The organism is Streptomyces sp. 7-21, from assembly GCF_016741785.1.
Lineage (GTDB): Bacteria > Actinomycetota > Actinomycetes > Streptomycetales > Streptomycetaceae > Streptomyces.
Genome location: NZ_JAERRL010000003.1, coordinates 131,793 through 156,985, shown reverse-complemented (window position 1 = coordinate 156,985; position 25,193 = coordinate 131,793). Strand labels below are relative to the sequence as shown.

The window sequence follows — 25,193 nt, the reverse complement described above, 5'->3', positions numbered from 1 at the left end:
GGTTCTACCCCGGATCGCCCGGGAGGGGTCCCCTCACGGCGCGGCGGCGTACCGGGCCGCCGCCAGCACCTCGTCGCCGAGGCGGCGCAGCAGGCCTCCTGGCGCCTGGCGCAGGTACATGTGGCCGCCGGGGAACAGCACGGGCTCCACGGGGGCCGTCACCAGGTCGTTCCACGCGGCGAGCCGGGGGCCCGGCGCGAGCGGGTCGGACGCGCCGCCGTACAGCGCCAGCGGCACGTCGAGCGGCGGCTCGTCGTGGTGCCGGTACTGGAGTGCCAGCAGCGCGTCGGCCAGGAACGGCACCACCGCCGCCGGGGACGGCGGGACCTGCCCGAGCAGGTCCGCCAGTCCCTCCGGCCCCGCGAGCAGCCGGTCGGAGAACACCGAGGTGTAGGTGTCGAGATGGGGCGCGGGGAACGCCGAGACGGCCAGCAGCACCGGCGGGCGGCGCCGCGTCCGGCGCAGCGCGCGGGCGGTCTCGTAGGCGAGCAGCGCGCCGAGCGAGTGGCCGAAGAGCGCGAGGGGCCGGCCGTCGTTCTCCTCTTCCCCGCCGAGGAGTTCGGCCAGGCGGCGGACCAGCTCCATGGGCGCGGTCACCGAGGGCAGGTCCGCCAGCGGGCCGCGGCCCGGCAGCTGCACCGACACCGGCTCGACGTCAGGCGGCAGCGACGCGGGCCAGCCGGCGTAGAACGCCGGTCCGGTTCCCGCGGGCGGCAGGCAGCACAGCCGTACCCTGGCCGCTGGCCTGCTGCGCAGCGTGACCAGCCTCATCGGACCGCCTCCTCACCGGCGCCGGCCCGGGCGCCGGGGTCCTGGGGGGCCCGGAGGCCGGGCACCCGCGGCGCGGGCGGCCCGGTGCGGTCGGTGAGCACGCGGTGGGCCAGGGCGGTGAGGCTGGCGGCGCCGGACAGCTCGACAACGGGGATGTCGCAGCCGAGCCGGGTGCGCAGGTCGCGGGCGAGCTCCGCCGCCATCAGCGAGTCCATGCCCAGCAGGTTCAGGCGGCGGCTGCGGTCCAGCGTCGCCGGGTCCGTCTGGAGCACGCGCCCGACCAGCCCGGCCAGGGCGTCCTCAGCCAGCCGCAGCGCCTCCTCCTCGGAGCCGGCGGCGGCGAGCGCCGCGCGCAGCGTGCCGGGCCCGTCGGCCTCGCCCTCGTCCGGCAGCAGCGCCCGGGTGCGCGGCGCGGTCAGGCGCGGCAGGAACCCGCGCATCCGCCCCCAGTCGAACCGGCCGACGGCGACGGAGGCCTGGTCGCCCCGGTCCAGCAGGTCGTCCAGCGCGGACAGGGCCTCCTGCGCGGAGACACCGCCGAGTCCGACGGCGGCCATCTCCTCCTCACGGCCGGTGCGCCGCAGGTAGCCGGTGCCGGACAGGGCGCCGAACTGCACGGCCAGGCCGGGCAGTCCGTCGCGGCGCCGCCGGTGCACCAGCGCCTCCAGACCGGTGTTGGCCGCCGCGTACGCCGCCTGCCGCAGGTTGCCCACGAGGGCGGCGGCGGACGAGAAGACCACAAAGAAGTCCAGGTCGCGCCCGCGGGTGAGGCTGTCGAGCACGCAGCCGCTGGTGAGCTTGGCCGTCAGCACCGCTCGCGCGTCCTCGTCCGACAGCTCCGCCAGCGGCGCGTCGGCGAGGACCATGGCGGCGTGGGCCACGCCGGCGAGGCGCCGGCCCGAGGCGTCGAGGCGGGCGAACACGGCGCGCATCGCGGCCTCGTCGGAGGCGTCGGCGGCGTGCGCGTCCACGCCCGTGCCCAGGGCGGCCAGCCGCGCCAGCAGCGGCTCGGCGCCCGGGGTGGCGGCGCCCCGGCGGCCCACCAGCGTCAGGTGGCGGGCACCGCGCTCGGCCATGCGGAGGGCGAGGTCGGCGCCGAGTCCGGTGAAGCCGCCGGTGATCAGGTAGGTGGCGTCCGGGTCGAGGCGGCGCCGCGGGCAGCGTTGCCGCACCGGCAGCGGCTCGTCGAACGTCACCACCAGCTTGCCGGTGTGGCGGGAGTGCCGCATGGCCGTGAACGCCTCGTCGATCCGCGCGGCCGGGTAGACGCGGTGCGGCAGCGGCGGGTAGTCGCCGCGGGCCACCGCGCGGCGGAGCTCGCTGATGTGGGAGTCGGCCAGGGCGGACGGCTCGTCGATGAGCGGGGAGACGTCCACGCCGAAGAACGTGAGGTTGCGGGCGAACGGCCCCTGCGGCAGCTGGTTGTCGGCGAGAAAGTCGCGCTTGCCCAGCTCGACGAACCGCCCGTGCGGCCGCAGCAGGCCGAGGCTGCGCCACTGGCCTTCCCCGGCGAGGGAGTTGAGCACGACGTCCACGCCCTGGCCGTCCGTGAGGTCCATGACGTCCTCGGCGAAGCGGAGGCTGCGCGAGTCCAGCACGGCGCCGGCGCCGAGCAGCCGCAGCAGGTCCCGCTTGGCCCCGGTGCCGGCGGTGGCGATGACGCGGGCACCGGCCAGCTGCGCGTACCGCAGTGCGGCCAGGCCCACGCCGCCGGCCGCGCCGTGCACCAAGACCGTTTCGCCTGGCGCCAGCCGGGCCAGGTGGCGCAGGCTGTGGTGGACCGTCATCCACACCATGGGAAGGGTGCTGGCCGACGCGAACGACATCCCGGGCGGCACGGTCATCACCCGGTCCGCGCGCAGCAGGGCGTGCGAGGCGAAGCAGCCGGCGGCGCCGCCGAACACGCGGTCGCCGGGCGCCACGGACGTCACGCCGGGGCCGACGGCGTCGACGGTGCCCGAGCACTCCAGGCCGATGGCCTCGACGCCGGGCCGCAGCAGCGCCTCGCCGAGCGGGAGGCGGCCGGTGGCCATCATGACGTCGCGGTAGTTGAGCGCGGCCGCGGCGACGCGGACGCGGACCTGCCCGGGGCCCGGCTCGGGTACCGGCGTCTCCTCCCAGGTGAGCCGGTAGTGGGAGCCGGGGCTGGTCAGCCGCAGCACGCAGGAGCGGGCCGCGGCCGGGCGGGGGCGCGGGGCGGCGGGCAGCGGCACCACGCGCGGCACGAACCGGCCGGTGGCGGTGAGCAGCACCTCATCCTCACGGGCGTCCTCAGCGGACTCGCGGGCGGCCTCGAGGGAGGGACCGGCGGTGTCCGCACGGGCCGTCTCGCCGCCGCGCCCGCTGCCGGCGGCGAGCAGCTCGTGCAGCAGCGACGCGGGCGCGGGCCCGGCCTCGCTGAGCACGCTCACACGCCGGACGTCCAGCCGGGGGCGTTCGTTGGCCAGGGTGCGGGCGGCGCCCCACGCGGCGGCGGTGACGGGGTCCGCGGCGGCGGGCGGGCGCAGCGCGCCGGGTTCGCCGTCCGCGCCGAGGGTGACCAGCCACAGCCGCCGGGGGTTGGCCGCGGCGGCGTCGCGCAGGGCGGCGAGCGCCCCGGCGGCGGCCTCGGTGACGGCGGCGGGCGCGAGGCCGGGGCGGGCCGGCAGCACGAGGACCACGTCGGTGGCGCCCTCGGGGCCGGCGGTGGTGACGGCCGCGGCGGTGAACCGTTCCCGCAGGGCCTGGGCGAGCGGCGCGCCCGCCGCGCCGAGCACGGCCCAGCGGCGTTCCTCCTCCTGGCCCTGCTGGCCGTCGCGCCGTGCCCGGTCCGCCGGCCCGGCGGGCGCCGCCGTCGCGGCTGCGGCGCTGTTGTCCCGGGCCGCCAGGATCACCGAGCAGTCGCCGCGCGCCGGCTCCCGGTCGTCACCGGCCTGCACGGCGCCGGTGAAGCCGCAGCCGGCCAGCAGCGCGGGCCAGCGCTCGCGCGGCAGCAGCATGCCGTGGGGCCGCAGGCCGCGGTCCTCGGTCGACCAGAACGACGGCAGCGGCCCGAACAGCGGCAGCAGCACGCGCGGTTCGTGCGACTCGATGGCCAGCAGGTGCCCGCCGGGCACCAGCAGGCCCGCCACACGCCGCACGGCGGCAGCCAGGTCGCGGGCGGTGTGCAGCGCGTTGGAGGCGATGACCAGGTCGAACGAGCCGGGAGCGAAGCCCTGCGCGGCCGGGTCCTGGTCCAGGTCCAGCCGCCGGAAGTCCATGAACCCGCAGCCGGCGAAGCGGCGTTCGGCCGGGACGAGGAACGACGCGGAGACGTCGGTGTAGGTGTACCGGGTGCGCCGCGGCGGCAGGTGCGGCAGCAGGCAGGCCGTGGTGCCGCCGGTGCCCGCGCCCACCTCCAGCACCCGCAGCGGCCGGCTCGCGGGCCAGTGCGCCACCAGTTCCCGCAGCAGCTCGGCCGCGACGCCGTTATGGAACGCCATCACGGGACTGGCGTCGTAGAACCGCGTGGCCAGCGGCTCGGGCCCCGAGAACAGCAGCTCGCGCACGTCGCACTCGCCGCGCAGCACGGCCGCCAGCCGCCGCCCGACCACGCCGTGCAGCTGCGCCGTCGTCAGCTCGCCGGGGAACTCGCGCAGCGCGGCGGCGAACCGCCCCGCCGGGTCAGGCGCGGCGGCCAGCCGCCACCGCCCGCCGCCCGCCGGCGCGAGCAGCCCGCACTCGGCGGCCATGGCGAGCAGCGCGGACAGCAGCCGTTCGTGCTCCGGCGCGGCGCCGGCGGCCAGCAGGTCCGCCACAGTGAACGTTTCGCCACCCGGCCGCAGCCCGGGAAGCAGCTCGGTGAGCGCCGCGCCCGTGAAGTGGGCCGCGAGCTCGGCGGCGCTGTGCCGGGCGCGGCCGTAGGGATGCTCGTGCCAGCGGTCCCGCAGCGCGGCGAGCCGCCGCCCGGCCGCGGCGAGCAGCGCGGCGGGGGAGACCGGAACCGGCGGCGCCTGCTCCGCGCCGCCGGGCGGCCCGCCGGCGCCCGGCGGCAGGGGGGCGGCGCGCATCACCTCCACGAGCCGGGCGGGCGCCTCCGCGCGCGCCCCGTCGAACCGGCGGGCGACGCAGCCGAGAAGCTCCAGGGCGACCTCGCCCCGCTCGTCGGTGACGGTGGCGTCCCAGCACACCTCCTGGCGGCTGAAGCGGCGGGTGCGCAGGTGGACGGCGCCCCGGGCGGGCATCGGGCCCCAGCAGCGGACGGTGTCCACCCCGGCGGGCAGGAACGGCACCGGCTCGCCCACGGCCGTGCGCATCAGCGGCTGCGCGCCCTGGAACGCGGCGTCCAGCAGCGTCGGATGGGCCAGGTGGCCCTCGCCGAGGGCGGTGGCGGCGGCGTAGTCGACCAGCAGCTCGGCCAGCGGCCCGCCGTCCGGGCCGCCGCCGCCCGCGCGGATGGCGGTGAGCACGCGGAACGCCGGCCCCAGGGTCAGCCCGGCCCCGGCGCAGGTGGCGTAGTGCTCGTCCGCGCTCATCGCCTTCGGCAGCCGGGCGCGCAGCGCGTCCAGCGGCAGCGGGGCGGGCCGGTCGCGCAGCAGCCGCCGCACCCGGCCGCGCGCGTGCCGGATCCACTCGCCGTCGCGGCCCTCGCGCCCGTCGCGGCTGGAGACGGTGAACACGCCGTCGGCCGACAGGGCGGTGTGCACGCGCACGTCCATGGCGGGGTCGTCGAACGGCAGGGCCAGGGCGCGTTCGATGGTCAGGCCCGTCACCTCGGCGGCGGCGCCGAAAACCTCCTGGCCGGCCGCCAGCGCCATGTCCACGTAGGCGGCGCCGGGCACGACCACGGCGCGGGCGAGCGTGTGGTCGCCCAGCCAGGCCGGGGTGCCGGGTTCGGGCCGCCACCGCCAGCCCGGCTCCGGCCCGGACGCGCGGGCGCCGAGCAGCGGGTGCCGGGCGCGGCCGGCCGCGGCCGGGGCGTCGCCGGCCTCGTCGCCGAGCCACCAGTCGGGGTGGCCGTGCCAGTGCCGCTCCCGCTGCCACGGGTACGGCGGCAGGCTGACGACGCGGCGCGGTGCGGGAAAGAACCGGTCGAGGTCGACGCGCGCGCCCGCGGCCAGCAGCCGGGCCAGCGCCGCGTCGAGCGCGGGCGCGCCGCCGCTGGTGCGGGTCAGGGTGGGCACGACCTCGACCGGCCGCCCGGCGCGGGCCGCGGCGCGGCGCAGGTAGCCGCCGAGCACCGGGTGCGGGCCGATCTCCAGCAGCACGTCGCAGCCGTCGCTTCCCTTGCCGGGCGCGGTCAGTGCCGCGACGGCGTCGGCGAAGAGCACCGGCTCGCGGACGTTGCGCCACCAGTAGCCGGCATCCAGCGCCGCGCCGTCGATGAGGCCGCCGGTGACGGTGGAGACCACCGGCACCCGCCCCGGCTGGGGGGTGAGGCCAGCCAGGGCGCCGGCCAGCGGCGCGCGCAGGCGGTCCATGGCCGGGCCGTGGAAGGCGTAGTCCAGGCCCAGGTCGCGGAAGAACACGCCGCGCTGGGCGGCGAGCGAGCCGAGCGCGGCCAGTGCGGCGGCGTCCCCCGTGACCGTCACGTCGCGGTCGCTGTTGACGGCGGCGAGGCACAGGCCGGGGCCGCCCGCCTCCGCGGCCTCGGCGAGCAGCTGGCGCGCCGCGGCCGGGCCCAGGCCCAGCGCCGCCATCCGCCCCGACCCGGCGGTGACGGCCTGGGCGCGGCTGCGGGCGGCGACGACGCGGCAGGCCGCGGCGCGGTCGAGCGCCCCGGCGGCGTAGGCGGCGGCGACCTCCCCGACGCTGTGCCCGCACACGCCGTGCGGCGTGACGCCGCGTGCGGCGAGCGCCGCCACCAGGCCCGCCTGCACGGCGAAGAGCAGCGGCTGCGCCACCTCGGTGCGCGACCAGCGGGCCGGATCGGGCCGCAGCAGCTCCTCGCGGATGGACCAGCCCAGCAGCGGGCGTGACTCGGCGTCGATGGCGTCGATCTCGCGGGCGAACGCCGCGGCCACGGCGGTCGCTGCCGTGCCGTCGGTGCCGTCGGTGCCGGCTGTGGTCTCCGTGCCGTCGCTGCCGGCGGCCCGCGCCAGCAGGGCCGCGCCCATGCCCGGCCACTGGGACCCGTTGCCGCTGAAGACGAAGCCCACGCGCCCGTGCCGCACGGCCGTGCCCGCGACAGCCGCCTCGGCCGGCGCGCCGCGCGTCAGCGACCGCAGCGCCTCGGCTGCCTGGCCGGGGGAGCGTGCCAGCAGCGCGACGCGGTGCGGATGGGCGGCGCGGCGGCGGCACGCGGTGTAGGCGGCGTCGGCGAAGTCCGCCGGGCCGGCGCCGGCGTCCGCCAGGGCGTCCAGGTGGTCGGCCCAGGCGGTCGCGGCCGCGTCCAGCGCCTTGCGCGAGCGGGCGGTCACGACCAGCGGCAGCGGGCCCGGGGGCGGGGGCGGCGCGGGCCGCGGCGGCGGCGCCGGGGCGAGCACGACGTGGGCGTTGGCGCCGCCGAAGCCGAAGGAGTTGACGCCCGCGAGCGTCCGGCCGTGCCCGCGCAGCGGCCGGGCGACGGGCACCGGGGCCAGCCTGAGGCCCTCGAAGTCGATGCGGCCGCTGCGGGGTTCGGCGTGCGGGGTCGGCGGGATGACGCGCTCGCGGAGCACCAGCAGCGCCTTGGCGATGCCCGCGATACCCGAGGCGGCCTCCGGGTGGCCGAGGTTGCCCTTGACGGAGCCGATGGGCAGCGGGCCCTCCCGCTCGCCGCGCGCGCGGCCCAGCACCGCGCCGAGCGCCTCGCATTCGACGGGATCCCCGGCCGGGGTGCCGGTGCCGTGCGCCTCCACGTACGCCACCTCGCGCGGGTCCAGGCCGCCGGGGCCGTAGACGCTGGCGAGCAGCCGGGCCTGGCTGCGGGCGTCGGGCAGCGACAGGCCGCTGGTGCGGCCGTCGGCGTTGACGGCGCTCGCCGCGATCACGCCGTGGATCCGGTCGCCGTCGGCCACCGCGGCCGCGAGCGGCTTGAGCACCAGCACCCCGGCGCCCTCGGCGCGCACGTAGCCGTCGGCGTGCTCGGCGAACGGCCGGCAGGTGCCGGTGGGCGAGAGCATGCGGGCGGCCGAGAAGCCGACGTGGACGGCCGGGTTGAGCAGGACGTTGACCGCGCCGGCCAGCGCCAGGCGGCTGCGCCCGGACCGCAGCGCCTCGCACGCCTGGTGCACGGCGGTCAGGGCGGAGGAGCAGGCGGTGTCGACGGTGAACGACGGGCCGGTCAGGTCCAGGACGTGCGACAGGCGGTTGGCCGCGTTGCCCGCCGCGGTGCCGGTGTTGGTGTAGGCGGTGATCTCCCGCGGGCGGCGCTGCTGGAGGTCGGCGTAGTCGTGCGAGGAGACGCCGGTGATGACGGCCGTGTCGCTGCCCGCCAGGGCAGCCGGGTCGATGCCGGCGTCGTCGAGCGCCTCGACGGCGCATTCGAGCAGCAGCCGGTGCTGCGGGTCGATGCGGGACGCCTCCTTCGGCGAGATACCGAAGTACTCGGCGTCGAAGCCGGCCAGGTCCTGCCCGAGGAACCCGCCGGCCGCGGTGCAGGCCCGGCCGGGGCGGTCGGGGTCGCCGCAGGTGAACGCCTCCTTGTCGTAGCGGTCGGGCGGCACCTCGCCTACCAGGTCACGCGCCTCGGTGAGGGCCTGCCACAGCCCGTCGAGCGAGACGATGCCTCCGGGCAGCCGCAGGCCGATCCCCACGATCGCCACCTCAGCCATTGCGTTCACAACTCCCCATGCACGGTGCGTACTTCCGGGCTGTCCGCGCTGAGGCTGCCCGCATGCCGCGCGGTGCAGCCCGCGGGCGCCTCCGATTGACCCGTTCGGGGGGTTAGTCAGACGAGTGAGCGGAAGGGGGCCGCGCGCAGTCTTGACGTGGTCATGGCTCACTTCTAGGTTTCGTTCACGATGACGAATAGTGTTCGGTATTCCGAACGAAGGCGTCCAGTGAAGGAGCCACACGTGACCGAGCAGCAGCAGCCGGAACCGGTGCCGGGACCCTCACGGCGGCGGCTGATGCGGGCCGTCCTCGGCGGCGGCGCCGCCGTGAGCCTCGCCGGGCTCGCCACGGCCGCCACCGCGCGCGCCAGCGCCGCGCCGCCCGCCGCCCGGCAGGGCTATCCCCACCCCGGCCTGGTCACCGGGGATATCACCGTGCACGACCCGACCGCCGTCATCCGGCCCGACGGCAGCTACCTCGTCGCCCATACCGGGGACAACATCGCGCTGAAGACCTCGCCCGACCGCACCGCGTTCACCGATGCCGGGCCTGCCTTCCCGGACGGGGCACCGTGGACCGAGCCCTACACCGGCGGCAGCCGCAACCTGTGGGCGCCCGACATCTCGTACCACAACGGCACGTACTACCTGTACTACTCCGCCTCGACGTTCGGCTCCAACCGCTCCGCGATCTTCCTGGCCACCAGCAGCACCGGCGACTCCGGCACCTGGACCGACCAGGGCCTGGTCATCGAGACGTTCCCCGAGGACGACTACAACGCCATCGACCCCAACCTCGTCGTCGACGAACAGGGCAACTGGTGGCTGGCGTTCGGGTCCTTCTGGTCGGGGCTGAAGCTGATCCGGCTCGACCCGGCCACCGGCAAGCGCGCCGACGACACGCTGCTGCCGATCGCCGGGCGCGGCGGCGGCGCGATCGAGGCGCCGTTCATCTTCCGGCGCGGCGGCTACTACTACCTGTACGTGTCGTTCGACCGCTGCTGCGCGGGCGCCGACAGCACCTACCGCATCATGGTCGGCCGCTCCACCAGCGTCACCGGCCCCTACCTCGACCGCGCCGGGGTGGACATGAACGACGGCGGCGGCACCGAGATCCTGGCGGGCCACGGCTCCGTCCACGGCCCGGGCCACCAGGCGGTGTTCGCCGACAGCGACTACGACATCCTCATGTACCACTACTACGCCGACGACGGCACCGCGCTGCTGGGCATCAACTGGCTCAGCTACGACGCGGACGGCTGGCCCTACGTCCACTGACCGCCCCGCCCTCCGGCCCGCCCGGTCACCTGGCCAGCGGCCCGGCGGCGGCTCAGCCGCCCCCGGCGGAACGGGGCTCGGGGCCGAGCCGCCGGGCCGCGAGCGCGGTCAGCAGCGCGAGCACGAGCACGACGGCGCACCCGGTACTGGTGGCGCGCGCGTAGGACGCGAACTCCGAGGCGCCCCCGTGCGTTTCGCCGAGGACGGTGACGAACAGGCCGCCGATGACGGTCACGGAGCCGGCGTGCGCGACCTGCGTCGCCGTCAGCAGCACCCCGCTGGCGGCGCCGCTGTCCCGGGCGGGCACGCCGCCCAGCACGGTCGCGATGAGCGGCGCGGCGACGACGCCCTCGCCGAGGCCGGACAGCGCCAGCGGCAGCGGCAGCCACCACAGCTGGCTCTCCTCCGGCGCCAGCGCCACCACGGCCAGGACGGCCGCCAGGCTGACCGCCATCAGCAGCGCGCCGGCGACCAGCAGCCGGTGGCCGTAGCGGGCGTGGGGCCGCTTGCTGCCGACCGAGCCCAGCGCGAACCCGGCGGCCAGCGGGGAGAAGACGAGCCCGGCGACGAGCGGGGTGCGGCCCAGGCCGTCCTGCACGTGGTAGGCGACGAGGGTGAAGAAGCCCATGTTGCCGCCGTAGAAGGCCAGCACGGTGACCAGGCCGCGCGCCACCCGCCGCTGCCGCAGCAGCCGCGGCGGCAGCAGCGGCGCCAGCTCGCGTGCCTCCAGGCGGCGTTGCAGCAGCCAGAACGCCACCAGCAGCACGGCGCCGCCCGCCGCCGCCAGCGGCGCCCACGACGGCCAGTCGCCGCCCTCGGCCGCGCTGGCGGGCAGCAGCAGGCCGTACAGGGCGCCGGCCAGCAGCACGGCGCCGGCGAGATCGAGCCGCTGCCGGTCGCCGTGGCTCTCGGTGACGGCGTAGCGGGCGCCCAGGGCCACCACCAGCCCGACCGGCAGGTTGATCAGGAACAGGGCGCGCCACCCCAGGTCGAAGGGGTTCCACGACAGCAGGGCGCCGCCGGCCAGCGGGCCCGCGATCCAGGCCATGCCGATGGTGGCGCCGTACAGGCCGACGGCGCGGGCGCGTGCGCGGGGCGGGAAAGTGGCGTGCACGATGGCGAGCACCTGCGGCAGCATCAGCGCGGCGGCCAGGCCCTGCCCGGTGCGGGCGGCGATCAGGGCGCCCGGCCCGGGCGACAGCGCGCAGGAGAGCGACAGCAGCGTGAACGCGGTGACGCCCAGCTGGAAGACGCGCCGGCGGCCGAGCAGGTCGCCCAGCCGGCCGCCGGTGACGAGCCCGGCGGCGTAGGCCGCGGTGTACCCGGCGAGGACGAACTGCGCCTGCCCGTGCGTGGCGCCCAGCTCGTCCCGCAGCGCGGGCACGGCCAGCACGATCACGCTGGCGTCGAACTGCCCGATGAAGGCCGCGAGCAGGATCGCGGTCAGGGCGACCGCGGCGGCACGGCGCGGGGCCGGCGCGGTGCCGCGGTCGCCGGTGGCGTGGGTGTCCTGGAGTGTGGGCACGCCAGCATTGATCCACGCCGGCAGCCGGAACGTCCAAGTCCGGTTTGTTGTCAGGTGAGAAGCGGCGCTTATCACCGGTGGCCGGCCGCCCTAGACTGCCGGCCGTGGAGCTTCGGCTGTTGCGGTATTTCGTCGCCGTCGCGGAGGAGTTGCACTTCGGGCGGGCGGCGCGGCGGCTCGGGATCGCGCAGCCGGGCCTGAGCCAGCAGATCAAGCGGTTCGAGCGGCACCTGGGGGCCGCGCTGTTCGTCCGCGACCGGCGCGGGGTGGCGCTGACGCCGGCCGGCGAGGCGCTGCTGCCGCTGGCGCGCGAGGTGCTGGACACCGCGCGCGCCGCCGAGGAGCTGGTGCGCTCGCACGGCGCGGGAGAGGCGGGGCTGCTGCGGGTGGGGCTGACGCGCTCGGCGGCGTGGGAGCTGACCGAGCGGCTGGTGGACGGCTTCCGCCAGGCGTTCCCGGCGGTGGATGTGCGGCTGTCGAGCGGCTATACGGCGCTGCACGAGAACATGCTGCGCGCGGGCCAGCTGGACGTGGCGTTCGTGCGCCCGCCGATCGGCCTGGACGGCGGCCTGACGTGCCGGGTGATCGCCCGGGAGGCGGTGGTGGCGGCGGTGCCGGCCGGGCATCCGCTGGCGCGGCGGCGCAGCGTGCGGGGCGCGGACCTGGCGGCGGAGCCGCTGGTGTGGTGGCCGAGGGAGCACGGGCCGGGCATGTGGGACGCGATGCTGGACCAGGTGTTCGGGGAGGGGGAGCGGCCCCGGGTGTCGCGGTGGGAGCCGGACGAGGAGGGCATGCTGCACGCCGTCGCGCAGGGGCACGGCGTGACGCTGGTCGTGGCGGGGAGGGCAAGCCGGCTCCGCGTGCCAGGAGTCGCCGTGCGGCGGTTCGCCGCGCCGGTGCCGACCGTTCCGCTCGGCATCGCCTGGCGCGGCGACCGTGGGAGCCCGTTACTGCGGCGCTTCCTGCGGCACGCGGAGAAGGAGCTTACGGAGAAGGTGACGACGGACGTTACAGACGAGGTGCGCTGAGCGCCCGGAAGTTTCTCACGACGGGACTGGTGTCGCCCCGCCGCCAGGCCAGGTGGAGCGAGATCGAGCGGGTCTGCGGGGTGAGCGTCCGGAAGACCACGTCGGTGCGTCTGAGCGTGGCCATCGACCCCGGCACGATCGACACCCCGATGTCGGCGGCGACCAGCCCGATGATGGTGTGCATGTGGACCGCCTCCTGCGAGACCTGGGGCTCGAACCCGGCGGCGCGGGTGAGGCGGGTGATGTTGTCGTGAAGGGAAGGGCCCAGGTGGCGGGGGAACAGCACGAAGGACTCCTCCGCCAGGCTGGCTATCGGTAACGGATCGCGGTGGGCCAGGGGATGGCGCCTGGAGAGCGCGGCGACGAGCCGGTCCCGCGAGATCTCCTGCGTGACCACCTCGTCCTGGTCGACGCCCTTCTCATGCGCGTGCAGGATGCCCACGTCGAGGCTGCCAGCGAGCAGCTCATCGATCTGCTCGGTTGAGGCGAGCTCCCTCAACTGGAGTTTGACGTTGGGGTAGTTGCGACGGAAGCGTCGCAGCAGGCGCGGCAGCAGCTCGTGCGCGGCGGACCCGACGAACCCCAGGGACAGCTGTCCCACCTCGCCGCGTCCCGTCTGCCGTGCCACCCGCTTGGCGCGCTCCGCGTGGTGGAGCGCCTGCGCCGCCTCGGCCACGAAGTTCTTCCCGGCCGAGGTGATCTGCACCTCCCTGGTCGTGCGCTCGAAGAGTTGGACGCCCAGCTCATCTTCCAGCTTGCGCACCTGCTGGCTCAGCCGCGGAGGCTGGAGCCCGAGCTTGGTCGCGGCCCGTGCGAAGTGCAGCTCCTCGGCGAGCAGGACGATGTACCTGAGCTGGTCGAGATTCATACGGCCATTGCATCAGTTATGACCCCAGCATGAAACTATAGACCTGCTGGGCGAGTTGTCGGACAGCATGACATCCATGAGGTTCACCGCCCGGTCGATGACCCTGTCCGCCCTGCTGGCTGCCCCGCTCACCCTCCTCGCGGCCGTCCCCGCCGCCGCGCACCACGGCTGGGAGGAGTACGACACGACAGCCGCCTACTACGTCTCCGGTACGACCACGGACGTCAGGTGGGGCAACCCCCACCCCCAGGTGACCATCGAGATCGAGCGCCCGGTCACCGTGCCGGACGACTGGACCGAACTCGACATCCCGCCCGAACTGGAGGAGATCGGCGGCCAGGACGTGCTGGACGCCACCCAGGCGTACGCCGGTGAGGCCGAGACCATCACGATGGACCTCGCCCCGATCGAGCGGCTGTCGGCCTGGGGCATGGACGGCCAGGTCGAGCCGGGCGACTGGATCGAGGCCGTCGGCTACATCGACCGGGACGACAACGGGCATCTGCGGCCCGAGCTGATCGTGCTGGAGTCCGGCCAGGTGGTGCGGCAGCGTTCCGTGCCGCTGGCCGATCCGCCCGAGGCGCCCGCGGACGGCAGCGGCGCGGAGGCCGGCTCCGGTGACGCGGCCGGCGGCGAGGGCAGCGGGGACAGCGGAGACGGGGAAGACGACGCCACCGCGTCCGGCGGCAGCTCCAGTGAGAGCTCCAGCGACAGCGCCAGCGACAGTGCGGCTGAGGCGGATGACGGCTCGTCGTCCGCCGTCATCTGGGTCCTGGTCGCCGCGGGCGTCGTGGTCGTGGCCGGAGGCGGCTTCTACATCGTCCGCCGAAGCAACCGAGGGTAGGCGTGGACTCCTTCTTCGAGTGGCTTGAGCACACGACGCTCGGCGAGGCTGTCCGCACCACGCCCTGGGTGTACTCCTCTCTGGAGAGCGTGCACATCCTCGGTATCGCCCTGCTCGTCGGTCCCGCCCTCGCGTTCGACCTGCGGCTGCTGGGCGTCGGCCAGCGGCTGCTGCCGGTCACCTCGGCGGCGCGCCACCTGCTGCCGCTGTCGCGCGTGGGCTTCCTCATCGCCGTCCTCTCCGGCGCGGTGATGTTCGTCTCGGGCGCCATGGCTGTGGGCAACAGCGGGGCCGCGCCCTGGAAGCTGGGGCTGCTCCTGCTGGCCGGCGTCAACATCGCGGTCTTCCACCTTGGCGTCTACCGGTCGGTGGACCGCTGGGATCTGAACGCCCCCGCGCCCGTCACGGCCAGACTGGCGGGCGTGGTCTCCACGCTTTCCTGGACCGGCGTCATCGTCTGCGGCCGGCTCCTCGCTTATACGTGATACATCTCTCTTTTTTCAGCGTTGAATTAAACGGCCCGTCACCGGCGGGCCGTTTTTGCGTCTGCCGCACCGGAGCTACCCGTCAGTCGTTCAACAGACGCCACTCAGCCCTCTCCCGTACCGCCGGATGTGACGAGCCCGTGAACCGCCTGGCATTATTTCGCCCCTCGCACATAAAGCGGCCTCAAACATAATCAGTACTTCATTGCATCGCGCGCTCTAAGTCGATAGTTTCGTGAACGCCAAAAAGCACAGCCTGCACATCTTCCACAGGTGGAGAGTGACGTGCTGATCACGACACCAGCCCAGCTCCAGAACCTCCTCGACGCACGCGAAGAGGTCACAAGATATCGACAGGAGAATCCCCCGCATTCCTTTCACAAGCGGAAGCTTGAAAAGGTCTGGGAAAGGGCCTCATCCGCCCCTGCCTACGCGGGCCTCGGCGCCTTCTCGATGGAGGCCTTCGAGAAACTCCCGGTGACGCTCAAGGACGACCTGAAGCAGCGTCCGCTGGACTACTGCGTCGTTACCCCCGGCGAAGCCGCCAAGTACTACGAAACCACCGGCACCACGGGCAGGGCCACGCCGACTCCCCGCCTCGCGGAAGATTCCGTGCGCAATGCCGTTTCCGTCGCCGAGGCGTGGCGGACGCTGCTGGGCGAGAACGAGCGCGTCCTGATCATGATGCCCTCGGACGTGGTGCCCGTCGGCGATCTGATCGTCCACGCCTGCGAGTACCTGGGCCACGTGCACACCCGGGCGTACCCGTTCGCCACCGGCATCTGCGACTGGGACCGGCTCACGCAGATCTGGCGCACGCTGCGCCCCACCACCCTGTTCATCGCCCCCGGCGTCGCCCAGCAGCTGACGCGGCTGCTCAAGCGCCGCGGCGAGCTGGACTGGCACGCCGAGTCGGTCGAGAAGATCATGCTGCTCGGCGAGGTCAACACCGCGCCGTTCCGCTCCCGGCTCGGCTCCTGGTGGAACGCCGCCGCCTACGACGCCAGTTACGGCTCCACCGAGACCGGCACCCTCGCCACCTCCTGCCGCGAGGGCCGCCAGCACCTGCTGCTGGCCACCAACTACTTCGAACTGGCCACCGACAGCGGCGTGACGCCGCTGACGGCCGGGGTACGCGGCCGGCTGGTCGTCACGCCGCTCAACCAGCACGCCCGGCCGCTGCTGCGCCTGGACACCGGCGACGAGGTGACGGTCGCCAGCGACTGCCCCTGCGGCAGCCCCGCGCCCACCGTCACCGTGCACGGCCGCAGCAGCGACGCCCTGCTCATCGGCGGCGAGAAGATCACCGTCCGCGAGGTCGAGGAGATCGTCTACGGGGCCACCAGCGCGACCGGCTACCTGATGGAGGTCGACCCCGACGGCCAGCCGCTGCGCCTGCTGCTGGAGCGCGACAGCGACGGGGACCGCGCCGCCGAGGCCGAACTCGCCGATGCCGTACGGGCCGCGTCGCTCGACTCGCTCCGCCTGAGCTGGGGCGATGTCCGCTTCGTCAACGCCCTGCCCGCCAACACCAAGAGCGGCGCCTCGCAGAAGAGCTGGAAGCGCACCAATCTCCGTGTCGTGGAGGCACCGTGACCCTGACCACCACCGAGGCACGCGGCGTCGCCACCGGTCAGCCCGACCTGTGGTGCACCTACGCCGCGCTGCGGACCCTCGCCTGGCTGCGCCGCCCCGACGGCGTGGTCCAGCCGCAGGCCACCGCCCGCTACCTGGCCAGCCGGCGCAACGCCGACGGCGGCTACGCCTGGAGCCGCGGCATGGCCTCCGACGCCTGGGCCACCTACTACTGCACGCAGGGCCTGGCCGACCTCGCCCGCCTCGGCGTCAGCGACCAGAAGGCCGCCGGCCTGGACCGCACCCGCGACTGGCTGCGCTCCACCTGGTCCGGCAGTGCATTCGCGATGATGCCCGGCCAGCTTCCCGACGCCTGGGCGACGTTCTTTTCTACGCGCACCACGCTGGAGACCTGCGGCGAGGACGTGCCCGACCGGGAGCGGCTGCTGGCCTGGCTCGGCGCGCTCCAGGCGCCGGACGGCGGCCTGGGCTGGACCCCCGAGTACGCCGAGGACGGCGTCTCCGACGTCCGTGCCTGCTTCTACGGCGTCATGGCCTGGCGGGCCCTGACCCGCACCGGGGACGCGCCCGCGCCCTGGGACACCGGACGCCTCATCAGCTGGATGCGCGACCAGCAGAGCGCCGAGGGCGGCTTCCGGTTCTCGCCCGCCGCCGACGTGCCATGCATGTGGGCGACGTATCGAACCACCGCCGCCCTGGCCGCCCTGGGAACCGGCCCCGCCGACCCGGAGGCATGCGCCGCCTGGATCGCGCGACTGCGCGGACCGGGCGGCGCTTTCGTTCGGTGGGACGGTTACGGCGTCGAGGACGTGTGGGCGTCGTTCTGTGCCGTCGGCTCGCTCGTCGCCATGGGCAAGCCGGCCGACGCCTACGCCGAGGACGTCACCCGCCGGATGACCGAACTCGCCTGCGCCGGCGGCGGCTACACCTACCGCGAGCCCGCGCTGGCCGCCGACGCGCTCGCCACCTCCGCCGCGCTGCTGGCCGGCTCCCCCGAGGCCGCGGCCGACGACGGCGAGCCGCTGCGGCGCTGGCTGGAGGGCTGCCTGCTGCCGAACGAAGGCGGCGTGATGTACATGCCCGCCCGCGGCAGCGAGGTCCGCTGCACCCTGTGGGCGCTGGAGGCCGGGGCGTTCCGCCGCGACCAGGCCAGCCGCAAGCGCGTCGCCGACTGGCTGCGCGACCTGCAGAACCCCGACGGCGGCTTCGGCTACTGGGAGGGACGCGGCTCCGACGTCGTCTCGACCGTCTCCGCCATCGAGGTGCGGCGGCTGCTCGGGCCGTCCCACCGGGACGCCCTGGACACCGAGGCGCTGCTCGGGTTCCTCGACGCCTGCCGCACCGAGGAGGGCTCGGGCAACGTGCCCGGCGCCGCGCCCACGCTGCGCGCCACCCTCCAGGCGCTGCGCGCCCGGGAGCTCGCCGGGCGGCCCGAGCCCGGTGCCGTCCGCGAGGCGCTCGACCGGCACCGCGTCAGCAGCGGCGGCTACGCCAACGAGGGACGCCGCATCCCCGACCTGCTGACCACCTACGAGGCGGTGCTCACCGCCGACCGCTACCAGATCCCCGTGGACATCGCGCACCTGCGGGCCTTCTGCGACCGCGTGGTGACCCCCGGCGGCACCGCCTGGACGCCGCTCGCGCCCCCCGAGGGCTCCGACCGGCTCGCCGACTGCCTCGGCACGCTGCTGCTGCGGCGCGCCAAGGGCCAGCCCGGCACCCTGCCCGCCCTGACACTCTCGTAAGACAGGCGACCACCGTGCCCACCATCACCATCACCAGCCCGGAACTGCCCCCCAGAAGGCGGCGCGCCATCGCTGTGCGCCTGACCCGCTGGCTCACCGGCCAGGGCGTCACCCCCAGCCACGCCGTGGTCCGCTTCGTGACGGAGGAGCCCGGCACCCTCTACTCGGGCGCCATGCCCGTGGAGGCCATCCGCACCCCGGCCAGCGGCGACGGCGAGACCAGCGATGGCGAAACCATTCACCACGCGACCGTCGTCTGCCAGATCGGTGTCGACCGCGACGAGGTCTTCCGCGACCAGCTCGCCGGGGAGATCGCGGCGGCCCTCGGCGTCGGACCGGCGACGGCGTTCTTCTACCTCGATCTCCAGCCGACGGCGCGCGGCCACGTCTACATCTCGGACCACGGCAAGCTGCGCCGCGTCGACACCCTCGGCACCCCTGGCACGGATCCCCACGCGGCCCCCGGCACGAATTCCCGCACGGATACCCACACGAAGGAGACAGCAGCATGACCGCCCCCACCTCGGTGCCCGAAGAGACCCAGATCCGCGAGGGCATACGCGAGGCGCTCGCCGGTCCGCTCGGCGACGCGCTGGCGTCCGTGACGGACGACGCCGAGCTGAACCAGGCCCTCGGCGAGCGCTACGACAGCCTCACCGCCATGGAGTGCATCACCGCCGTGGAGAACCGTTTCAACATCGAGGTCGACTTCGTCGCCGACGATGTCCGCCACTGGTTCTCCACCATCGACCGCATGACGCAGTTCGTCCGCGAGCGCCTGGAGGACGGCGCCGTCCTCCAGGGTGGCGGCCGGTGACCGCCACCGCTCCGGCCGCCCCGGCGGCGGCCACCACGGGGGCACGGGAGGCAGCGGACGAGGCCGCGTTCGCCACCTCCGGACACACCGGCGAGCCCGTCACCTGGCGGCGCCCCCGCGACCTGCTGGACTACGAGGCCGCGCTCGTGGCGGACACGCTCATCGGGCCGGTGGACTACATCATCAACTTCGCCCCGGTGCACCACATGTACGGGCACCTCTTCGGCGAGATCCTGCCGCGGCTGTGCGGCGCCGAGGTCCACCAGGCCTGGCACCGGGACCCCACCGACGTGCCGCCGCTGCGCGAGGGCGCCCGCACGCTGCTGGTGTGCCTGCCGTCCTCGTGGCCGCTGCTGCGTCACCTGGTGCCCGCGCTGCGCGACCTGCCCGGCGTGGTGGCGCTCCACTCCTCGGCCGCGCCGACTGACGCGGCCCGGGAGGTCGTCGCCGGCCTGCACGACCGGGGCTTCCGCGCCGAGTCCCTGCTCGGCGCCACGGAGACCGGTGCCGTCGCGCACCGCCCCATCGAGCCCGCAGGCGCGCCCGGCACCACGCCCTGGCGGCTGCTGCCGGACGTGTACCTCGTGCCCGACCGCGGCGACGACGCCGGCGCCGACTACCTGCACGTCGCCAGCCCGCGCATCGCACGCGGGCCCGGCATGAGCCAGGCACCGCACTCGTGGCGGCTCACCGACCTGATCCGCCGGCGGGGCCCGCGCACCTTCGACCACCTCGGCCGCGCCTCGCGCCTGGTGAAGGTCAACGGGCGGCGGGTCTGGCTGGACCACGTCGAGAACGCCGTGCGCGGCGCGCTGCCCGGAGCGGACGCCGCCTGCTTGCCGGTCAACGATGACGTACGCGGCGAGCACTACGAGTTGTACGTTTCAGCACCTGCCGACCCGGCCGGGCCGGGCGGGCCGCCCGACGGGGCGCGGCTCGTCCGCGAGTCCCTCACCGCCGCACTCCCCGGGGTTCCCGGCCCCAGGGCCGTGCGTTTCGTCCCCCGCATCCCCCGCACGGACACGGGCAAGGTCCGCCTGCCCGCCCTGCGCGGCCTGGCGGACCAGACGCACGCGGCGCACGCCTGACACCCAGGCGACCGGAAACCGACACCCGACCAGTGCCGGAACGAGAGAGGACGCATGTCAACCACCCGACTGCTGATCGCCACCAGGGCCGTACAGCAGCCCGACTGGACCCGCTGGGACGAACTCGACGCCGTGCTCGGTGAGCTGACCGAACGCCCGCCGCTGGTGTCGCCCGCCGTGCCGGCCGCCCTCACCGAGGAACTCGCCTTCGTCGCCCGCGGTTCGGCCTTCGTCATCCAGACCGGTGACTGCGCCGAGCTGTTCGCGGACAGCTCGCCGGAGCGGGTGCGCGCCAAGGCCAACGAACTCCACCGGCTCGCCGACCTGTTCGAGTCGCTGACCAAGCTGCCGGTGGTGCGCATCGGCCGCCTGGCCGGCCAGTACGCCAAGCCCCGCTCCAACTCCCACGAGACGCTGCCCGACGGAACCGTGCTGCCCGTCTACCGGGGCGACGCGGTCAACAGCGCCGAGGCCACCGAGGCCGCCCGGCAGCCCGACCCGCAGCGGCTGCTCGCCGCCTACGACCACGCGCGCCAGGCGCTGGACACCCTCGCCACCCACTACCCGGCGCGCCCCGGTGACGCCAGCGGCCAGGCCGTGCGCGCCGCGCTCGCGCCCACCTACACCAGCCACGAGGCGCTGCTGCTGGAGTACGAGCACGCCCTGACCCGCGCCGACGAGCGGGGCGGCCGCTACGGCTCCTCCGCGCCGTTCCTGTGGATCGGCGAGCGGACCCGGCAGCTCGACCACGCGCACGTCGAGTACGCCGCCGCCATCAGCAACCCGGTGGGCGTCAAGATCGGCCCGCGCACCGAGCCGTCCGAGGTCGCCTCGCTCATCGAGCGGCTCAACCCGGCCGGCCAGCCCGGCAGGCTCGCGCTCATCGTGCGGATGGGCGCCGCCAGCCTGCCGCACCGGCTGCCGCCGCTGCTGTCGGCGCTCGGCCCGCTGGCCTCCCGGGCTATCTGGCTGATCGACCCGATGCACGGCAACACCAAGACCAACGCGGCGGGGCAGAAGACGCGCGTGCTCGACGACGTGCTCGCCGAGACCGAGGCGTTCTTCGCGGCGCTCGGCGCCCACGGCCTGCCCCCGGGCGGCCTGCACCTGGAGACCGCGCCCGACGACGTGACCGAGTGCGTCGCGCACGGCGAAGACCTCGACGACGAGGCCCCGCTGCCGCGCTACGAGTCGGCCTGCGACCCGCGGCTGAGCCCCGCCCAGTCCGAGCGGGTCGTCCGGCTCGCCGCCTCCCTCGTCACGCGCCGGTCGTCCTGACCGGCCGCCCTCGCGGCATCAGCCGTCTTCCTTCCCGCACGAGTTACCCCTCACGAGTCGAAAGAGAAGAACCAACCCCCCATGCGCGCGTCAGCTTCCGAACGGTCCGCACGGTCCGCACGATCCCTCCGCCCCAGCCGCCGGGCGCTGCTCACCGGCGGCGGCGCGGGCCTCGCCGCCCTCGGCGTCTCCGCGCTCGGCACCGGCCAGGCGGCCGCCGCCGCCCCGGCGCAGGCCGGCGGGACGCCGCCCGGCGAGGGACCCTGGCTGCCGGTCCCCGAGGTCACCGAGATCGCGCGGCTCGGCGAACACGGCTGCGAGGGCCTGGTCTTCGACGCCGAAGGCCGGATGTTCATGTCCAACACGCAGGGCAGCGAGATCTTCGAGATCGCGCAGGACGGCACCTGGCGCGAGTGGACTTCGGGCGAGCTGGTCTCCCCCAACGGCCACCGCGTGCTGCCCGACGGCACCCACGTCGTCGTGCAGATGGGCCCGCCCGCCGCCGTCGTCTGGCTCGACCCCGACGGCACCGTCCTGCACACCCTCACCGAGGACCACCAGGGGCGGCCGCTGCGCTGCCTGAACGACCTGGCCATCGACCCCCGCACCGGCGGCGTGTACTTCACCGACCCGGGCTCGTTCACCGAGCGGGAGCCCGGCCGGGTGTTCTACGTCGAGGGCCCCGGCGAGCGGCCGCGCGTGCTCGTCGACGAGGGCGTCATCGACTTCCCCAACGGGGTGGCCCTCAGCCCGGACAACGACGTCCTGTACATCTCCGAGGGCCGCCGCAACCGCGTGCTGCGCTACCCGCTGACGGCCCCGGGGCAGGTGGGCCGCGGCACGGTGTTCACCCGGCTGCCCTCGCAGCCCAACACCTGGTCGCCCATCGCCGAGGCGCAGCCCGACGGGCTCGCCGTGGACAGCGAGGGACGGCTGTACATCGCGCACTTCGGCACCGGCCTGGTGCGGGTGCGCGACCGGTACGGCCGCGACCTGGGCTCGCTGGACAGCCGCACCCCGTGCCTGACCAACTTCGCCTTCGGCGGGCCCGACCTGGGCCAGCTGTTCATCACGGCCCACCTGGGCTACGACCTGGACGACCCGGGCGCGGCCGTGGTGGTGCGCATGACCCTCCCCGGCATCCAGGGGCTGCCGCTGCTGTCCTGACCCCCGCTCGCCCCCCGCTCAGCCCCGGCCGTCCCCCGGCCGTCCCCCGGCCGCCTCTGACCGCCGCGACCCTCCGCACGCGCCCCCGGGCCTCCCCTCCCCGGGGGCGCGCCCCTGTCAGGGCAGGCGCACCGACAGGGCGTGGCGGAAGACGTCGTCCGGGTCCCAGCGGGCCTTGGCACGCTGGAGGCGGGGGTAGTTCTCCCGCCAGTAGAACGCCTGCCAGGGCACTTTTGAGGCGTTGTACCGCGGATCGAGGATGTCCGGGTCGGGCGAGTTGATGTAGCAGCCGCCGGTCCGCCCGTCCGGCACGGGATAGCCGCCGGTGGCCGCGTACACCTCGCCGTACAGGCCGCGCAGCCAGTTCAGGTGCAGCGAGTCCTCCTGCGGCTGGGTCCAGAACACCTCGTACTGGGCGGCGAAAGACGAATCGCGGTGCACATAGGCGATGGTGTCGCGCGGCACCGCGTTGAGCCGCGAGCCCGCGGCGAAGTACAGCACCCGCGCCAGCGGGTTGCCGTAGTCCTCCCGCGTCAGGTGCCGGTACGCCGCCGCGCCCTGCTCCTCGGTGAACGCCGCCCGGTGGTAGCCGGACTTGACCGCCACCCGTTTCGCCGCGGTCACCATCGTCTCCGGGTCCGTGGCCGACAGCAGCCGCTCCGCCTGCGCCCACGGCAGCCGCCGGTGGGGCGCGGTCACCAGGGCCGTGCCCGCGCCGACCTCGGCGGCGAGCCGGTCCAGCGCCGCCCGCGCGCCCGGCACGCCCGCGTCGATCACCGCGATCAGCCGGAGGGCGCCGGAGGAGCGGTGCGGAGTGACCAGCGTCGCCGACAGGGCGTCCTGCGGCGGGCCGGCCGCCACGTGCCGTTCACACCAGCGGCCGAAGTTGCGCAGCAGCCTGGTGAACTCCGCCTGCGACAGCCCCTCCCAGGACCGCTGCGACATGCTGATGAGGACCTCCTGCGGCGCGGGCGGCAGCTGCCGCAGCGGGTCGCCGCCCTCGGCCCACGGCGCGCGGAGCCAGAACCGGGTCACGATGCCGAACGTGCCGCCGCCACCGCCGCACACCGCCCACCACAGGTCGTGGAGCGTGCCGTGCGAACCGCGCGAGGCGATCACCGCGCGCGCCCGGTCGCCCTGGTCGGCGACGACGACCTCGACCGCCTCGACGTGATCGGCCGCCACCCCGTACCGGCGGCTGTGGTAGCCGTATCCGCCGCCAGTGAGGTGACCGCCCAGCCCGATGTGCGGGCACACCCCGCCCGGCAGCAGCACGCCCCAGCCGCGGTGCAGCGTGGCGTACACGTCCGTCAGCCGCGCCCCGGCCTCCGCCATGAACGCCCGGCGGCGCGGGTCGTAGGTGACGTTGGTCATCAGCGACAGGTCCACGATGAGTTCGGTGTCGCGGTGGTAGACGAGGTCCGCGTAGCAGTGCCCGCCGCTGCGCACGGACAGCCGTTTGCCGCCGCGCAGCGCCTCCTCCACCGCCGCGACGGCCTCCTGCGTGGTGCGGACCAGGTGCACGGCCCCGGGCGCCGCCCGGAACCGCTGGTTGTAGCCCCGCACCAGCGTGCTGTACCGGGGATCTCCCGGCTCGATTCTCACGGTTGCCTCCCCAGGGCGCTCGCGGCCGCATCGGCGTCGCGCCGAGCCTAAAGCGGAGCGGAGCGGATTTTCTTCGCCATCAGGGATGCATACGGAATGGCGGGCGTACTGGCCAGCGGGCCGGGCAACCGCGCACGCGGGCAGCGCGTGTGACGGGCCGGCGAGGGGAAAGAGAAGCGGCCGTGGCGGCCGGGCTGTCCCGGCCGCGTGCCGGACCGCGCGCGATGCCCCCCGCCGCGCTGCCCGCGAGGTGCCCCGCGGAAAACGGGTGGTCCCGGTGAGCAGCAGTGAGGAAGATGCGGGGCATGCGTGTCGGAGTAGTCGGGCTGGTCAGGGGCCTGTATCTGGCGGAGCTGTGCCTGCGGGCGGGGATCGAGGTGGTGGCGGCCTGCGACACGGACGCGGAGCGACGGCGGTCCGCGCGGGAGCGGCTGCCGGGGGCGGTGCTGTGCTCCCGCTGGGAGGAGCTGCTGCACCAGGATCTCGACGGCGTGATCCTGGCCAACGACTTCGACGCCCACGCCCCGCTGGCCATCGCGTTTCTCGACCGGGGCGTCCACGTGCTGTCCGAGTGCGCCGCCTGCGTCACCGAGGAGGAGGGGCGCGCGCTCATCGCGGCGGCCGAACGGTCCGCCGCCAGCTACTCGTTCGCCGAGAACTACGTGTGCCACCCGCACACGCTGCTGCTGCGCCAGGCCGTGGAGGCCGGTGAGCTGGGCCGGATCAGCCTCGTCGAGGCCGACTACCTGCACGGCCTGCCGCCCGACGGCGTCGCCGAGCTGCTGGGCGGCCCGGACCACTGGCGCAGCCGGATCGCGCCCACGGCCTACTGCACGCACACCCTCTCGCCCGTGCTGGCGCTGACCGGCGCCTGGCCGGTGACGGTGGCGGCGCACGTCGTGGACGAGGCCGATCCGCGCTCGGCGGTCGTGATGGCCGTGCGGCTCTCCAGCGGGGCGCTGGCCCTGACCCGCCACGGCTTTCTGCAGGGCGAGCCGGACAGCCACTGGAGCTGGCTGTCGGTGCGCGGCACCCGGGCGCTGGCCGAGTCGCTGCGCGCCCCCGGCGAGCGGGCCTGGTCGGTGCGGCTGCGGGCGGAGGCGTGGGCGACGCCGGACGGGCGGGTCCGCGAGGAGGAGCGGGTGCCGCCGCCGTTCATCTTCGCCGGGGAGCCGGTCGAGCGGCACGCGGAGGGCACGGCCCGGGTGATCGAGGGGTTCCGCGCCACGGTGGAGGACGGTGCCCCGCCGCTGGTGCCGGTGCGGCCGGCCGTGGCGGCCTCGCTGACCGGCACGGCCGGGGCGGTGTCGCTGGCCGAGGGGTCCCGCCCGGTGCCGGTGCCGAACGTCGCGGGCGTGGTGACGGCGCCGGGCTGACGGGGCGCCG

General features: G+C 75.3%; 17 protein-coding genes. 12 read left to right on the top strand and 5 right to left on the bottom strand.

Annotated elements, in window-relative coordinates; all coding sequences use genetic code 11:
• Positions 1 to 33: 33 nt before the first annotated feature.
• Both JK356_RS04550 and JK356_RS22140 read right to left on the bottom strand, forming a co-directional pair.
• Positions 34 to 771 carry a thioesterase II family protein gene (locus JK356_RS04550; RefSeq protein ID WP_201866222.1) on the bottom strand — a complete coding sequence of 246 codons (738 nt, stop codon included), beginning with the start codon at positions 769 to 771 and terminating at the stop codon, positions 34 to 36.
• Positions 768 to 8,483, bottom strand: a complete 7,716-nt coding sequence (locus JK356_RS22140; RefSeq protein ID WP_201866221.1) for a type I polyketide synthase — start codon at positions 8,481 to 8,483, stop codon at positions 768 to 770. The genes JK356_RS04550 and JK356_RS22140 overlap by 4 nt, the downstream gene beginning before the upstream one ends.
• A 243-nt stretch (positions 8,484 to 8,726) precedes the next feature.
• Here JK356_RS22140 and JK356_RS04540 point away from each other — a divergent pair, with 243 nt between their 5' ends.
• Positions 8,727 to 9,761: an arabinan endo-1,5-alpha-L-arabinosidase gene (locus JK356_RS04540; RefSeq protein ID WP_307815401.1), complete on the top strand. Its 1,035-nt coding sequence runs from the start codon at positions 8,727 to 8,729 to the stop codon at positions 9,759 to 9,761.
• Between the two features lie 52 nt (positions 9,762 to 9,813).
• Here the strand turns inward: JK356_RS04540 and JK356_RS04535 are convergent, their stop codons facing one another.
• Complete coding sequence (locus tag JK356_RS04535) at positions 9,814 to 11,286, bottom strand: MFS transporter (RefSeq protein WP_201866220.1); 1,473 nt, start codon at positions 11,284 to 11,286, stop codon at positions 9,814 to 9,816.
• A gap of 104 nt (positions 11,287 to 11,390) precedes the next feature.
• Between JK356_RS04535 and JK356_RS04530 the strand changes: the two genes are divergently transcribed.
• Complete coding sequence (locus JK356_RS04530; RefSeq protein ID WP_201866219.1) at positions 11,391 to 12,314, top strand: LysR family transcriptional regulator; 924 nt, start codon at positions 11,391 to 11,393, stop codon at positions 12,312 to 12,314.
• Here JK356_RS04530 and JK356_RS04525 read toward each other — a convergent pair.
• Positions 12,295 to 13,182 (bottom strand): LysR family transcriptional regulator, encoded by an 888-nt coding sequence (locus tag JK356_RS04525; RefSeq protein ID WP_201866218.1) that lies wholly within the window; start codon positions 13,180 to 13,182, stop codon positions 12,295 to 12,297. The genes JK356_RS04530 and JK356_RS04525 overlap by 20 nt on opposite strands.
• A 76-nt stretch (positions 13,183 to 13,258) precedes the next feature.
• On the opposite strand from JK356_RS04525, the gene JK356_RS04520 reads away from it, so the two are divergent.
• From JK356_RS04520 to JK356_RS04480, 9 genes are all read left to right on the top strand, one after another.
• Positions 13,259 to 14,026, top strand: coding sequence for a DUF6152 family protein (locus JK356_RS04520; RefSeq protein ID WP_201866217.1), 768 nt, complete (start codon positions 13,259 to 13,261; stop codon positions 14,024 to 14,026).
• 2 nt (positions 14,027 to 14,028) lie between these two features.
• Positions 14,029 to 14,511, top strand: coding sequence for a DUF6644 family protein (locus JK356_RS04515; RefSeq protein ID WP_201866216.1), 483 nt, complete (start codon positions 14,029 to 14,031; stop codon positions 14,509 to 14,511).
• 477 nt (positions 14,512 to 14,988) lie between these two features.
• Positions 14,989 to 16,107, top strand: a complete 1,119-nt coding sequence (locus JK356_RS04510) for a phenylacetate--CoA ligase family protein (protein ID WP_201866215.1) — start codon at positions 14,989 to 14,991, stop codon at positions 16,105 to 16,107.
• A complete protein-coding gene (locus JK356_RS22135) occupies positions 16,104 to 17,852 on the top strand; it encodes a prenyltransferase/squalene oxidase repeat-containing protein (RefSeq protein ID WP_201866214.1) in 1,749 nt (582 codons plus the stop codon). Before JK356_RS04510 ends, JK356_RS22135 begins: the two co-directional genes overlap by 4 nt.
• A gap of 14 nt (positions 17,853 to 17,866) precedes the next feature.
• Positions 17,867 to 18,364, top strand: a complete 498-nt coding sequence (locus JK356_RS04500) for a hypothetical protein (protein ID WP_201866213.1) — start codon at positions 17,867 to 17,869, stop codon at positions 18,362 to 18,364.
• Positions 18,361 to 18,669 (top strand): acyl carrier protein, encoded by a 309-nt coding sequence (locus JK356_RS04495; RefSeq protein WP_201866212.1) that lies wholly within the window; start codon positions 18,361 to 18,363, stop codon positions 18,667 to 18,669. The genes JK356_RS04500 and JK356_RS04495 overlap by 4 nt, the downstream gene beginning before the upstream one ends.
• A complete protein-coding gene (locus tag JK356_RS04490) occupies positions 18,666 to 19,757 on the top strand; it encodes an acyl-CoA synthetase (protein WP_201866211.1) in 1,092 nt (363 codons plus the stop codon). Before JK356_RS04495 ends, JK356_RS04490 begins: the two co-directional genes overlap by 4 nt.
• A gap of 54 nt (positions 19,758 to 19,811) precedes the next feature.
• Positions 19,812 to 21,035, top strand: coding sequence for a 3-deoxy-7-phosphoheptulonate synthase (locus tag JK356_RS04485; RefSeq protein WP_201866210.1), 1,224 nt, complete (start codon positions 19,812 to 19,814; stop codon positions 21,033 to 21,035).
• Positions 21,036 to 21,116: 81 nt separating this feature from the next.
• Positions 21,117 to 22,202 (top strand): SMP-30/gluconolactonase/LRE family protein, encoded by a 1,086-nt coding sequence (locus JK356_RS04480; RefSeq protein WP_201866209.1) that lies wholly within the window; start codon positions 21,117 to 21,119, stop codon positions 22,200 to 22,202.
• Between the two features lie 117 nt (positions 22,203 to 22,319).
• Here the strand turns inward: JK356_RS04480 and JK356_RS04475 are convergent, their stop codons facing one another.
• Positions 22,320 to 23,807 carry an FAD-binding oxidoreductase gene (locus JK356_RS04475; protein ID WP_201866208.1) on the bottom strand — a complete coding sequence of 496 codons (1,488 nt, stop codon included), beginning with the start codon at positions 23,805 to 23,807 and terminating at the stop codon, positions 22,320 to 22,322.
• 305 nt (positions 23,808 to 24,112) lie between these two features.
• Between JK356_RS04475 and JK356_RS04470 the strand changes: the two genes are divergently transcribed.
• Positions 24,113 to 25,183, top strand: a complete 1,071-nt coding sequence (locus JK356_RS04470; protein ID WP_201866207.1) for a Gfo/Idh/MocA family protein — start codon at positions 24,113 to 24,115, stop codon at positions 25,181 to 25,183.
• Positions 25,184 to 25,193 lie beyond the last annotated feature (10 nt).